Source organism: Salinispora goodfellowii, assembly GCF_059570675.1.
In genome coordinates this window covers 339833-352354 of the sequence record NZ_JCANTD010000001.1, presented here as the reverse complement: position 1 = coordinate 352354, position 12522 = coordinate 339833, and the positions used below count along the sequence as shown (strand labels likewise).

Sequence of the window (12522 nt, the reverse complement as noted above, 5' to 3'; positions counted from 1 at the left end):
CAGTTGGGTGATGGGACGACCGTCAGCAGTAGCACTCCTGTTGCGGTGGATGTGCCCGACGGCACCACAATCACCGCCGTCGCCGCTGGATCCGTCCACAGTTTGGCGTTGAGCTCCACCGGTGCTGTGCTGGCCTGGGGTTCCAACGCCTTGGGCCAGTTGGGTGATGGGACCACCACCAGCAGTAGCACCCCTGTTGCGGTGGACGTGCCGACCGGTGTCACGGTCGCCGCCGTCGCCGGCGGCGGCTTTCACAGTCTGGCTATCGTCCCGTCGAACTCAACCACGACCCTGCAGGTGTCCCCGCCGAATCCGGAACCGGATCAACCCGTCACTCTTACCGCTACCGTGACCTGCACCGCCAGCGCCCCCACGGGGACCGTGACCTTCCTGGAGGGCACGAAGATCATGGGTACTGAACCACTGTCCGGCAGTCCCACCGCCACCGCAAACCTCACGGTCAACCGTCTGACACCTGGCAAACGCAGCATCCAGGCGCGCTACAACGGTGACGGCAATTGTCCAGTCTCCACGTCCGACCCAGCGACAGCCACAGTCCGAAAGCCCATCCTCCCAGTGACCGGCGCCAGCCTTCCCACCATGCTCGCGGTCGGGTTCCTGCTCACCCTCACTGGCGCGGCCCTGGTAGCGGGCGTTAAGAACCGCGATACCAGAGGCATAAAGATGATCTAGAGGTACGGTCTGTCGAGCGTGGATTGGGGGCCCGACTGGGCCGGTCAGGGCGTGCGTCGTCGGGCCTGGGCGCTCTGCCAGTCGCGCAGCGCCCGTTTGATCCGGGTGTTCTCGTCGTGGAGCCGAACCACCTCCTGTCGCAGCGTGGCCAGCTCGTGCGCGACCCGGTGCAGGAAGTGTCGTACCTCCTGGGGGTCAAGGCCGCGCCGGCCGAGGCCCACCGTGGCGAAGTTCCGTTCGCGGACGAGGCGGGGATGGAGTTGCTCGGTGCCGCTGTAGACGGTGCCGTGACGCATTGATCGGTTCCCTTCGTTGGTGTTGGAAGGGGCGGCCCCGGTCGGAGGGGACATTTCCGGCGCAGGGCCGCCCCGCCCGACGACCGCAGCCCTCCTTGGCGGTACGGCCACCGGGCTGCCGGTGGGTGGTGTCAGTTCGCGGCGAGGCAGGGTCGCGGAGACCCGCCTTTCCGTGATAGGTATTCGTCAAGTCGGTCGGAGCCGGAATGCGCGCTAATCGCGGCTCCATGTTGAGACCCGACGAGAGCCGGTATGCGTCTGCCACACGCCAGGCCGTCTCTCGTCACCTTCTCGGCTGTTGGCACAGCCGCGGTTGCCGTGCTTGCACCGGGCGTCCCCGGGGGCCGGTGATCACCCTCACCCGAAGGCCACATTTCCAGTGGCCTCGGCATTGGTGCAACGACACCAACGGATCCATTTCGGCAGGATGCGTGGAGAGGTGAGCATGGCCGTCAAGAGAGAAGCCTTCGTACGGACGCTTCGGGCGCAGTGGCTCGGCCAACAGATGCGGGAGCTGCGCGAGCGACGTGGCCTGACGCTCAAGTACGTCGCCCAGTTCCTGGAGCGGGACTTCTCGTCGCTGGCACGGTACGAGCGAGCCGAGTGGCCTTTCCGTCGAGATCTCGTCGTGGAACTCTTGGATCTCTACGGGGTCTACGATGAGCGGGAACGAACGCGGATCATCCAGCTTGCGCAGGATGCCTGGCGGGTTGATCGCTGGGACAACGACTTCGACCAGACGATCTATGACACTTCATTCATTGATTTTCCCTGGCTGGAGTCGAAAGCGGAGCAGGTGTGCACGTACGCCTCCTTGCTCATACCCGGCCTTCTGCAAACCCGGGACTACGCCGAGGCGGTGATCCGGAACGCGGAGGCCAGCTCCACCAGCGAGGTGCAGATCCGGAAGTGGGTTCAGCTCCGGATGGACCGGCAGCGCCTGTTGGACCAGCCCACCGGCACGAGAATCGCCGTGATCGTCGAGGAGTCGGCCCTACGGCGTCCGGTGATGAGCCGGCAGGTCATGGCGGCCCAGCTCGACCACCTAGTGCAGGCGCTGAGGAAGCCGACGGTCGAGATTCGCGTCCTGTCCACAGGCCTCGGTTTGCATGCGGGCTTGGACGGCACGTTCTGGCTCTTCAAGATGCCTCCGCCCTACACCGACGTCGCGCATGCCGAGACGCTCGGTGGACGGCTCTTCATGGAGTCGGACAAGGCGTTGCGATATGTCCGCGCGTACGATCGCCTCCGGGAGGCCGCACTCACCGTGCGCGAGTCGGCGAGGCTGATTTCTGCCCTTGCGGAGGAGTTGTCATGAGCGACACCATGCCCGACGTTGCTTGGCATATCAGCACCAGGAGCCCGGACCACGGCGGCAACTGCGTCGAGGCGGGGCCGTTGCTGGACGGGTCGGGGCGGGTGGCGGTGCGGCACAGCAAGGCCCCCGAGGCGGCCACGATTATCTATACGGCTGAGGAGTGGGCGGCGTTCGTCGGGGGCGTGCGCGACGGCGAGTTCGATTTCGCCTAGCTTGTCGGCGAGCCGGACCGGTGGTGTGGTGGCCGGCGCCGGGTAGCGTCCACAGCAACGGGAGTGTCCGGCGGAGGTGGTGGCCGACCCGGCGCTGGTGGGAGACTTACGACGGCCTCTCGACAGCATCCGGTACGGTGCACACCGTCACCGTCGGCTCCAGGAGAGTGCGACACCAGACCCAGCGGGAGTTCCGATGGTCTTCAAGAAAATGTTGAGCGCGTTAGGCGTAGGCGGACCCAGCGTGGACACCGTCCTCACGAACCCCAACACCCGGCCCGGCCTGGCCCTCGACGGCCAGGTCAACCTGATCGGCGGGGACTCGCCGGCGGCCATCGAGCAGATTGTCGTCGGCCTGGTCACCCGAGTTGAGATCGAGGGCCACGACACCGAGTACGCGGGGCTCATGGAGTTCCAGCGGATGCCGGTCTCCGGGCCGCTGCAACTGGCTCCCAAGCAGCAGCTGTCGATCCCGTTCCAGCTGCCGGTGCCGTGGGAGACCCCGATCACCGACGTGTACGGCCAGCGCCTGCACGGCATGACGATGGGGCTGCGGACCGAGCTGGCGATCGCCCGGGCCGTGGACAAGAGCGACCTGGACCAGGTCAACGTGCACCCGCTGCCGGTGCACGAGCGCATCCTGGAGGCGTTCACCCGGCTCGGTTTCCGGTTCAAGAACGCCGACCTGGAGCGCGGTTCCCTCTACGGGGTGCAGCAGACGCTGCCGTTCTACCAGGAGATCGAGTTCTTCGCCTCCCCGCAGTACGCGCAGACGATCACCGAGGTGGAGCTCACGTTCGTCACCAACCCGCACGGTGTCGACGTGATCCTGGAGTGCGACAAGCGCGGCGGCTTCTTCACCTCCGGGCAGGACGTTTTCGGCCGCTACCAGGTCGCCCACCAGGACGCCGACCGGGTGGACTGGATGCAGGTGGTGGACGGGTGGCTGCGCGAGACGACCTCCCGTTACGGCAGCCTGCGGGCGCAGGGCTTCGGCGTCCCGCAGCAGCACGGCCAGCGGGGGATGGGCATGGGCATGGGCGGCATGATCGCCGGTGCCGCGCTCGGGGTGGCCGGCGGCATGATCGCCGGTGAGATGATCGAGGACGCGATGGAAGGGGACTTCGCCGAGGACTTCGGCTTCGACGAGTAGCCCAGACTTCGAACAGTCATCCAGGCAAAGGGTGCCCGCCGGGGACATTGATCCCGGCGGGCACCCTTTCGTCGCTATCGGCTACCGCCGGGCCATGCCCCGCTCATTGGCGAGACGGCGATCCGAGCCGGCCTTCGCCAACCCCCGACTGATCAGGTACGCGGCGGTCAGGGCGGAGAGGAACCACCACGCCAACGTTGGATCGTTGATATTCAAGCCGTTGGTGCCCGACCCACGCCAGAAGGCGGAGATCACCACCAGGACGACCGCGCCGGCATAGACCCAGAACTCGGTGGTCAGGAACGAGTTCTTCGTCTCCGTATCCGGAGCGGACATCTGCTCCCGGTGCCCGTTGTCCATCGCCCGCATCGGGCGGGTCGGGGCGTCCTGCAAGCGGTCCCGGTTCTGGACCTCCCGCATGCGCTCCCGGTCCTGGGCGTCCGCCGACGGCCGGTTCTGCGGCCTGGTGGATGCAGCCTGCGTGCTCATCTGGTCCTCCTCGGATTTGATGAGTACCTGCGGTCCCTCACCCCGCTACCGCGTCTCGGCACGGCGCGGTTCGTGGCGGGGGCACCCTGGGTCTACCCGACCAGCCGGGGGCAGTAACCCGTCCCAGCCACACCGGCGGGTTTGGTAGGACCGGGGGCGGGAACCCAAGGAGACTTCCGACGAGTCTGCGAGGTGATGCGACATGCGCACCGACGACACACGGAACGAGGCCGCCCGGCGGGCCGAGGAACGGATCGCCGGCGACCAGTACGGCGAGGGAGTCCTGGACGAGGTGACCGTGCCGCAGACCGACGTGCAGCGGGTGATCCAGGACGCGGACCCGGGCGACCCGGCGCACAACCGGATCGACCCGCAGGTGCTGCGCGACGGTGGCCCGACCCGGGGCCAGGGCGCGATCACGACGACCGGCGGGACCGCCGGCCCGGCCAGTGTTCGCCGGGTGGCCCGGCAACCGGAACGGCACCGGGGCCGGGTCGCCCCGACCACGACGGGGGACGCCACCACCGGCGGCCTGAGCACCCCGACCGCCGGCTCCACGAGCGACGCGGCCGGTCCCGGCGTGCACGCGGCGAACCTCTCCGACGACTGACAGCCCGCTCCGACGGCCTGGCCCGGTTCGGGCCAGGCCGTCGGTCGGCCGGGCGGGAGACCCGGTCGAGGCCGAGGCGCCGGTCAAGGCCGACGCACCGGTCAAGGCCGGGTGCGGGGCGGTCCGGAGGTGGGGCGCAGAATCGTCAGCCGTTGGGTGGCACGGGTCAGCGCCACATACAGGTCGTTACGACCGCGAGCGGACTCCGCGACTATCCCGTCGGGATCAACCACCAGGACCGCGTCGAACTCCAACCCCTTGGCCTGGGCGACGGTGAGCAGGACGGTACGACTCTTCAGGTCGGGCTGCTCACCGATGGTGGCCTCCGGAATGGCATCCGCCAGGGCGGCACCCAGGTCGGCGACGCGGGCGGCCGGCACGATCACCCCGAGCCGGCCGTCGGTGCGGGACGCTGCCATCGCGGTCGCCGCGTCCACCAGCTCCGCCGCCAGCCGCTGCGGCGCCACCGCCCGATCGGTCGGCGGCACGCCGGTGGACCGGACCGACCGAGGTGGGCGCAGCGTCGGGTCGATCTGGGCGAGCACCTCCGCGGCGACCGCCATGATCTCGGCGGGGGTGCGGTAGCTGACCGCCAGCTCCGCCAGCCGCCACCGCCGCGCCACGTACGGTTCGAGGGCGTCGGCCCAGGACGCGGTGCCCGCCAACGCGCCGGTCTGCGCCACATCACCGACGATGGTCATCGACCGGCTGGGGCAGCGGCGCATCAGCAGCCGCCACGCCATCGGCGACAGCTCCTGCGCCTCATCCACGATGATGTGGCCGAACGCCCAGCTCCGGTCGGCGGCGGCCCGCTGCGCGGTGGTCAGCCGGTCCCCCTCCTCCTGCCGCTCCACCAGCCGGTCGGCGTCGAGCAGGTCGGTGACGCCGAGGATCTCGCCACCGTCCGCCTCGTCCTCCACGTCGATGGACCGGGAGCCCCGGGCGATCTCCAGCACCCCCTCGGCGTACTCCCGCTGCAGGGTCCGCAGCCGCTCCCGGCGGGCCGCGGCGGCGCGGTCGTCCTCGCCGAGCAGCTCGGCCGCCTCGTCCAGCAGCGGCACGTCAGCTGGCGTCCAACCACCCGGCTGGCGGTGCAGCAGGGCCTGCTCGGCCTCGGTCAGCATCGGCGCGGCGGTGGCGATCCGCACCGGGTCGGCGTACAGGTCGGCGAGCAACTGCTGCGGGGTGAGCAGCGGCCACAACTGGTCCAGCGCCGCCCGTACCTCCGGGTCGTCCCGCAGTTCCCGGCGGATCTCGGCGCGGTCGGCCTCCTCGAGCAGGTTCTCCCCACCCAGCGGGTCGGCGCCGATGCGCTCGGCCACCTGCGCGGCGAGCGCGTGCACGACCTCGACATCGAAGACCGCCCGGGCGAGGTTGTGGGGCCGACCGGACCGGCGGGCCCGGTCCCGCGCGGCCCGGACGGTCTCCGGGTACAGCTGCAGGATCTCCCGCTGCGGCTGCTCGATCTCCAGCGGTTCCTCCGGCACCCACTGCCGGTCCCGGACCGCGGCGGCGAGGACATCCACCAGCACCGCGCGGCCCTTCAGCGCGGCGGTCTCGGCCGCCTCGGTACGGTGCGCGGTGACCCCGGGGAAGAGATCAGCCTGGGTACGCAGCAACACACCGGTCTCGGCCAGGGCGGGCAGCACCTGGGAGATGTAGCGCAGGAAGGTCGCGTTCGGCCCGACCAGCAGCACGCCCCGGGTGGCGAGTTCCCGCCGGTGCGTGTAGAGCAGGTAGGCCGCCCGGTGTAGCGCCACCGCGGTCTTGCCGGTGCCCGGACCGCCCTGCACCACCAGCGTGCCCGGCAGCTCGGCCCGGATGACCGTGTCCTGCTCGGCCTGGATGGTCTCGACGATGTCCCGCATCCGGCCGGTACGGCCGGCGGTGAGGGCCGCGAGCAGCGCCGCCTCGCCGGTCAGCTCCTCGTGGTCGGTGGGGGAGGCGGCAGCGAGGTCGAGCACCTCGTCGTTGAGGCCGGTCACCTTGCGTTGCCGGGTCCGCAGGTGCCGTCGTCGGTGGACGCCCTGCGGGTTGGCGGCGGTGGCGAGGTAGAAGGCGCGTGCCGCCGGGGCGCGCCAGTCGATCAGTAGCGGGTCGTAGTCGCCGTCGGTGTCGAAGATGCCGATCCGGCCGATGTATTGCCGGCCGCCGTCGTCGGTGTCCAGTCGGCCGAAGCACAGGCCCTGCTCGACCGCCGAGTACTGCTCCACCTGCTCGCCGTACATCCGTACCGCGTTGTCGCGTTGGGAGCGGGCCTGGAGGGTGCCACCGGTCGCCCGGAGCTGTTCGGCCAGCCGGTGGGCGGCCTGCTCCCGCAGCGCGTCCAGCCGGCCGTAGAGCATCGAGACGTACTCCTGCTCCTGGCCGAGCTCGTCGTCGTTCATCGGCGAATCGGCGGGACCGCCGGAGTGCGGTGAAACGCCGGAGTTGCTTGACAAGCCATCTCGCAATTCGCTACCCTTGCCCGAAGGAACGGCTATGGGCCGTTCTTTTTTTGTTCCCTGAACTGGTCAGGATACCGGGCGGCGCGACCGCCGGGGGTGCCCATGGTGATTCGGCGGCAGACCGGGCGTGGCCAACAACAACTCCAGGGCGTGGGCGACAGCAAGCCGGGGCCCGCACGACGTGCGGGCCCCGGCTTGTCGGCGACGAAACGTCAGCCCCGGGCCACCTCGTACAGTCGCTCCGGAGCGACCGCCCCCACGACCAGTTGGCCGTCGTCGGTGAGCAGCGCCGTCACCAGCTTGCTGCGGAACAGTCGACCGCTGCCCCAGTCACCCTGGACCGCCGGCAACTGACCGGCCAGCAGGTCCAGGTCGGGCGCCTCGTCGGCGGCAGCGGTGGGACGCGCCACCGCGTCGACCTCCGCGACGAAAACCGTGGCCCAGCCCGTGCCGACGGTACGCAGGCCGGGCTGCCCGCCGTCGTTGGTCGGTCCCGGCTGCGTCGGCTGCTCGGGGTGCTTCGCCGCCTCGGGGTGCTTCGCCGCCTCGGGGTGCTCCCAGCCGTCCTTCTGCTCGGTGACCTGAACCCCCGGCGGCGGGTTGAAGGTGAACTGGTCGGCATCCGGCCGCCCATAGTCGATCTGGGTGAACGCCAGCTCGAACGCCGGAGGATCCCCACCCTCGGCGAAGACCTCGAACCGCAGCGGCAGGTGCTCGGTCGCGTCGATGGCGATCCGGACCTGGTGCACCAGGGAGGCGGCGTCCCGGGGTGCGAGCACCAGCTCGTAGGCGTCCCGGCCGGCGACCGTCGCCGACCGCCCGACGCTCACCTCGGTCGTCGGATCAACCGCGGCGAGGGCCTGCGCGGCGGCCTCCTGCGGCGTCGTCGGCACCTCCGGTGGGTTCGCCACCTCCTCGCCCTTGGGTAGCACCCGGTGGGTAGCCGTGTTCGTGCGGCTGTTCCACAGCCACACGTCCCGTCCGTTGCGGATGAAGTCTCGCTGCCCGAGCGTGTCCACGAAGGCGATCCGCTGCTGGTCCGGCCCGGAGTGCCAGACCCGCAACGTGTGGGAGCCGGTCAGCAGGCTGGCCGGACCGTCCTCGGCGAGCAACCCGGCGATCGGCGGTAGACCGAGGTCGGCCCGCTGCACGACGGTGCCGGACAGACCCTCGAAGCGGGCGGTCTGGAGATCGACCAGAAGCTGGGCGGCGGATCGGGGCGGCAGGCTCGGCTCGGCTTCGGCGGCGAACCGGCCCAGCGCGGCGCCGCCGCCGATGACGGTCACGACGGCGGCCACCGGGACCAGCCACCGTAAGGCGGGACGGCTTGTCAGAACGGACATCGGGCACCTCCTGCCGACCATCCTGCCGGACACACCCTGTGCGGACGCTGAGGACGGCGTTTCCGGCGCGGGTGGCCCGATGGCACCCTTGACCCGTGCGACTGCTGGTGGTGGAGGACGAGGCGCGGCTGGCGGCCGCGCTACACCGGGGGCTGCAGGCAGAAGGGTTCGCGGTGGACCTGGCCTCGACCGGGCCGGCCGGACTGGAGGCGGCCCGGCACGGCGAGTACGACGCGATGGTCCTCGACGTGATGCTGCCCGGCCTCTCCGGCTACGAGGTGGTCCGCCGGCTGCGGGCCGAGCGGCGCTGGCTGCCGGTGCTCATGCTTTCCGCCAAGGACGGCGAGTACGACCAGGCCGACGGGCTGGACTGCGGGGCCGACGACTACCTCACCAAGCCCTTCTCGTACGTGGTGCTGCTGGCCCGGCTACGCGCCCTGCTGCGCCGCGGCGCACCGGAGCGGCCGGCCGTGCTGGCTGTGGGGGACCTCCGGCTGGACCCGGCCCGGCGGCGGGTGACCCGCGACGGCGTCGAGGTGGCCCTGACCGGCCGGGAGTACGCCCTGCTCGACTACCTGATGCGCCGGCCCGGCACGGTGGTCTCCAAAATCGAACTCCTGGACCACGTCTGGGACGCCAGCATCGAGACCGCCCCGAACGCGGTGGAGGTGTACGTGGGCTACCTGCGCCGCAAGCTCGGCCGAGACCGCCTGGAGACCGTCCGCGGGGCCGGCTACCGCCTCGTCACCGCATGACCGAACCCGCCGCCCCCGCCGATCGTCCCCGCCCCGGCACCGCCGCCCCCGCCGATCGTCCCCGCCCCGGCACCGCGGGCGGGGCGCGCGGGCGGCCCTGGACCCCCCTTGGCCTCCGCGGACGGCTGATGGCGATCGGCCTACTCGGCGTGTCGGCGGGGCTCGTCGTCGGCGGCCTGGTGCTCCTGGCCGTGCTCAACTGGACTTTGCACCGCAACGTCGACACGGAGGCGCTACGCACCGCCGACGCCATCGCCCTGCTGGCCGCCGAAGACGCCCTGCCCGACCCCCTGCCCGTCGCCGGCAGCCAGGTACGGGTACAGGTGATCGACGCCCGGGGACGGGTCCGCGCCGCCTCCATCGACGCCGACCGGCTGGTGCCGATGGTCCGGCCGGACCAGGTCGACCGCAGCGCCCGAGCCGGTATCACCGTGTCGGGGCAACGCATGGGGCTGACCGGGCCGATGCGGGTGGTGGCCGTCCCGGCCGGCACCGACGGCGACCCACTCACCGTGCTGGTCGCCCGCTCGCTGGTGGACGTGCGGCAGAGTATCCACGTCGTCCAGACCATCCTGCTGGTCAGCTTCCCGCCGCTGGTGGGTCTGCTCGCCCTCGTGGCCTGGCGGGCCGTCGGCGCGACGCTGCGCCCGGTGGAGGCGCTGCGTCGGGGCGCCGAGGAGATCACCGGTCGGGACGGGCGCGGCCGGCTACCCGTTCCGGCGTCGCAAGACGAGATCCACCGGCTCGCGGTGACCCTCAACGACATGCTGGATCGGCTGCGCGCCAGCCGGGACCGGGAGCGGGCGTTCGTCGCCGACGCCGCGCACGAACTGCGCAGCCCGCTGACCAACCTGCGGACCGAACTCGAGGTCGCGCAGCGGCTGGGGGAGCGGACCGACTGGCCGGCCGTCTCGGTGGACCTGCTGGCCGACACCGAACGGCTCGGCCGGCTCGTCGATGACCTGCTGCTCCTCGCCCGCCTCGACGAGGCCCCACCGGCCCGCGGCACCGGGCCGGTCGACCTGGGTGCCCTGCTGGCCGAGGTGGCCGTTCGCTACCCGGCCAAGCTTGTCCACCTGGCACCGTCGGCGTCGCCGCTCTGGGCGGTCGGCGACCCGGAGGAACTGCGCCGGGTGCTGGTCAACCTGGTCGACAACGCGGTACGGCACGCCCGCTCCCGGGTGCTGCTCGGCGTCGAGCCGGACGGGCCCGCGCACCACCGGGTGCTGGTGACCGACGACGGGCCCGGCATCCCGGTGGCCGATCGGGAACGGGTCTTCGGCCGGTTCACCCGGCTGGACGCCGCCCGCGACCGGGACGCCGGCGGCGCCGGGCTGGGACTCGCCATCGTGCGTGAACTGGTGCGGCGGGCCGGCGGTCGGGTCGACCTCACCGACGCCGATCCGCCGCCGGGCCTACGCGTCCGGGTGACGCTGCCCGCGCTGCCCCCCGAGTAGCGGACGCGCCCACCGGGTAGCGCCCTCCCCCGAGTCGTGGACGCGCCCACCGCGACCAGCCGGACATGGCGTCAATCACGATTGGTGCAGACCTCCTCGGACCGGGCGATCGTCTCCGTTGACCACACCACCGCCACCGCGAAGCAGTAGTCAACGCGACCGTTGAGCCCGTACACGACGTATTCGGTGCTGCCGGCGGGCAGGTTGGCGAAAATGGTCTGCGACTCGCCGGGCTGGCCCCCCGAGACGACCACCGGGCCCGCTCCTCCCTCCGGGTAGGTCCAGCGCAGGGCGACGTTGTCCTGGTTGTCGGTCAGGGCCACCGCACCGGGCGGAGTGCTGGGCGAGGCCGCCGGGGCAGCCGGGGTCCCGGTTGCCGGGTCCGTCGCCGACGGTGGTGCCGACCCGTCGAATCGGGAGACCCCGGCGATCACCGCGGCCGTGCCCAGCAGCACCACCACCGCACCCACCACGAGCGGCAGCCGGTGCCGGGGCGGCGGTGTGGCGCGCGGTACCGGCACTGGCAACAGCCGCGACGGCTGGTCCGTCGGCGGATCGGACACCCCGTGGGGCTCGACCCGGCGGACCCCGTCGGCCTCCTCCAGGTGGGTCAGGGGCAACACCGCGGGGGGTACGGCGCCGCCCCACTGTGTGGTTGACGACTCGCGCCACCACGGTTCGTGCTCGTCGGCCGGAAAGTCCGGCGGGAAGAGCTCGGGGGGCTCGGGGAACGCCGCACCCTCCGGCGGTAGCCGGGGCGTCGGGACCGCGGGTGGCGGCGAATACCCAGCTGCCGGATGCTGCTCGGCCACCGACCGGTCCGGCTCGGGCTCCGGCTCCGGCTCCGGCGGAAAATACAGGTTGGTCGGGCGATAACCAGGCTGCGCTGGATGCTGTGGCCGGTCCTCGGGGAGCGGCCCGTCGCCCGGCGGGGGCGTCCGAGCGGCCGGCACGATCGGGGCCGCCCGCCCGTGGGATGGGCAGCGGTGCTCCGGATCGGCGTCCGCCCGGCCCAGCGCGGCCACCTGCACCGCCAGCGGGTCCGCGACGGCCAGATACTGGCGGCATAGCTCTTCGGCCAGCACCAGGCTCTCCTGTGCTGAACCGGCCAACCCGCAGTCGCGCTGCATCGCACCGAGCCGGGCGAGCATCTTGATGCCGCTGGGATGCCCATCCCCGTACACCTCGCGGTGCAGCTCCCACGCGTCGGCCAGCCGGTCGCGGGCCACCTGGCACTGGCCGCGAGCGTACTCCAGCGTGGCCAAATCGGCGTGCGCGGCGAGAACGCGAAGCGACTCCGGCCCATCCAGGGCGGTCAGCTCGATGATCACCTCTTGGTAGGTCCGGGCCGCGCGGGACCAACTACCGACCCGGTGCAGCACCGCGGCCAGGGTGGCGGCAGCCGCGACCGTCCGTTCGTCCGAACGGCCGTGCAGGTGATTGCTGGCCGCGTACGCGTACGCGGCCCAACCCCGGGCGGCCCGCGGGTCGCCGAGCCCCACCAGTACCCGCGCCTGCAGGCTCGCCAACTCGGCCAACTCGGCGCTGGCGGTGGTCGGCCGTGGGTCGGCGTCGGCCAACGCGTCGGAGAGGAGCCGCCGGGCGCCGGGGAGGTCGCCGGTAGCCACCAGATGAAGCGCGTGGTCAGTCAGATCACCGAAGCCAGAAGGCACGCCCCATCGTGCTTAACCAGCGACGGTATGTACAAGCCCCGCGCCGGATGGGATTCCCGCCGCGCTGCTTTTGTCG

12 protein-coding genes are annotated in these 12522 nt (G+C 71.5%); 7 read left to right on the top strand and 5 right to left on the bottom strand.

Going from position 1 to position 12522, the window contains the following annotated elements; genetic code table 11:
• Positions 1–693: Ig-like domain-containing protein (locus T398_RS01665; protein ID WP_496443774.1), on the top strand; the 693-nt coding region annotated here is incomplete at its 5' end.
• Positions 694–737: 44 nt separating this feature from the next.
• Here T398_RS01665 and T398_RS01660 read toward each other — a convergent pair.
• Positions 738–989, bottom strand: coding sequence for a DivIVA domain-containing protein (locus T398_RS01660; RefSeq protein WP_018725433.1), 252 nt, complete (start codon positions 987–989; stop codon positions 738–740).
• A gap of 445 nt (positions 990–1434) precedes the next feature.
• On the opposite strand from T398_RS01660, the gene T398_RS01655 reads away from it, so the two are divergent.
• From T398_RS01655 to T398_RS01645, 3 genes are all read left to right on the top strand, one after another.
• On the top strand, positions 1435–2307 hold the full coding sequence (locus T398_RS01655) for a helix-turn-helix domain-containing protein (RefSeq protein WP_026322330.1): 873 nt from the start codon (positions 1435–1437) through the stop codon (positions 2305–2307).
• Positions 2304–2519, top strand: a complete 216-nt coding sequence (locus tag T398_RS01650; RefSeq protein WP_018214707.1) for a DUF397 domain-containing protein — start codon at positions 2304–2306, stop codon at positions 2517–2519. The genes T398_RS01655 and T398_RS01650 overlap by 4 nt, the downstream gene beginning before the upstream one ends.
• Positions 2520–2715: 196 nt before the next feature.
• Positions 2716–3672 (top strand): sporulation protein, encoded by a 957-nt coding sequence (locus T398_RS01645; protein ID WP_496443770.1) that lies wholly within the window; start codon positions 2716–2718, stop codon positions 3670–3672.
• An 81-nt stretch (positions 3673–3753) separates the two neighbouring features.
• Here the strand turns inward: T398_RS01645 and T398_RS01640 are convergent, their stop codons facing one another.
• Positions 3754–4092, bottom strand: coding sequence for a hypothetical protein (locus T398_RS01640; protein ID WP_496444077.1), 339 nt, complete (start codon positions 4090–4092; stop codon positions 3754–3756).
• 271 nt (positions 4093–4363) lie between these two features.
• On the opposite strand from T398_RS01640, the gene T398_RS01635 reads away from it, so the two are divergent.
• On the top strand, positions 4364–4771 hold the full coding sequence (locus tag T398_RS01635; protein ID WP_496443768.1) for a hypothetical protein: 408 nt from the start codon (positions 4364–4366) through the stop codon (positions 4769–4771).
• A gap of 101 nt (positions 4772–4872) precedes the next feature.
• Here T398_RS01635 and T398_RS01630 read toward each other — a convergent pair whose 3' ends face one another.
• Positions 4873–7158 carry a HelD family protein gene (locus tag T398_RS01630; protein ID WP_496443766.1) on the bottom strand — a complete coding sequence of 762 codons (2286 nt, stop codon included), beginning with the start codon at positions 7156–7158 and terminating at the stop codon, positions 4873–4875.
• Between the two features lie 272 nt (positions 7159–7430).
• A complete protein-coding gene (locus T398_RS01625) occupies positions 7431–8561 on the bottom strand; it encodes a LolA family protein (RefSeq protein ID WP_496443764.1) in 1131 nt (376 codons plus the stop codon).
• Positions 8562–8656: 95 nt separating this feature from the next.
• Here T398_RS01625 and T398_RS01620 point away from each other — a divergent pair, with 95 nt between their 5' ends.
• The gene (locus tag T398_RS01620) at positions 8657–9316 is read left to right on the top strand and encodes a response regulator transcription factor (protein WP_496443762.1); all 660 of its coding nucleotides are present in this window, start codon (positions 8657–8659) and stop codon (positions 9314–9316) included.
• Positions 9317–9444: 128 nt separating this feature from the next.
• Positions 9445–10773 carry a sensor histidine kinase gene (locus tag T398_RS01615; protein ID WP_496444075.1) on the top strand — a complete coding sequence of 443 codons (1329 nt, stop codon included), beginning with the start codon at positions 9445–9447 and terminating at the stop codon, positions 10771–10773.
• Between the two features lie 71 nt (positions 10774–10844).
• Here the strand turns inward: T398_RS01615 and T398_RS01610 are convergent, their stop codons facing one another.
• Entirely contained in the window at positions 10845–12446 is a 1602-nt protein-coding gene (locus T398_RS01610) for a tetratricopeptide repeat protein (protein WP_496443760.1), read from the bottom strand.
• Positions 12447–12522 lie beyond the last annotated feature (76 nt).

Excerpts from the sequence above, each read along its gene's own strand:
- T398_RS01660 (WP_018725433.1), bottom strand. The coding sequence starts at position 989 with ATGCGTCACGGCACCGTCTACAGCGGCACCGAGCAACTCCATCCCCGC.
- T398_RS01655 (WP_026322330.1), top strand. The coding sequence starts at position 1,435 with ATGGCCGTCAAGAGAGAAGCCTTCGTACGGACGCTTCGGGCGCAGTGG.
- T398_RS01650 (WP_018214707.1), top strand. The coding sequence starts at position 2,304 with ATGAGCGACACCATGCCCGACGTTGCTTGGCATATCAGCACCAGGAGC.
- T398_RS01645 (WP_496443770.1), top strand. The coding sequence starts at position 2,716 with ATGGTCTTCAAGAAAATGTTGAGCGCGTTAGGCGTAGGCGGACCCAGC.
- T398_RS01640 (WP_496444077.1), bottom strand. The coding sequence starts at position 4,092 with ATGCGGGAGGTCCAGAACCGGGACCGCTTGCAGGACGCCCCGACCCGC.
- T398_RS01635 (WP_496443768.1), top strand. The coding sequence starts at position 4,364 with ATGCGCACCGACGACACACGGAACGAGGCCGCCCGGCGGGCCGAGGAA.
- T398_RS01630 (WP_496443766.1), bottom strand. The coding sequence starts at position 7,158 with ATGAACGACGACGAGCTCGGCCAGGAGCAGGAGTACGTCTCGATGCTC.
- T398_RS01625 (WP_496443764.1), bottom strand. The coding sequence starts at position 8,561 with ATGTCCGTTCTGACAAGCCGTCCCGCCTTACGGTGGCTGGTCCCGGTG.
- T398_RS01615 (WP_496444075.1), top strand. The coding sequence starts at position 9,445 with ATGGCGATCGGCCTACTCGGCGTGTCGGCGGGGCTCGTCGTCGGCGGC.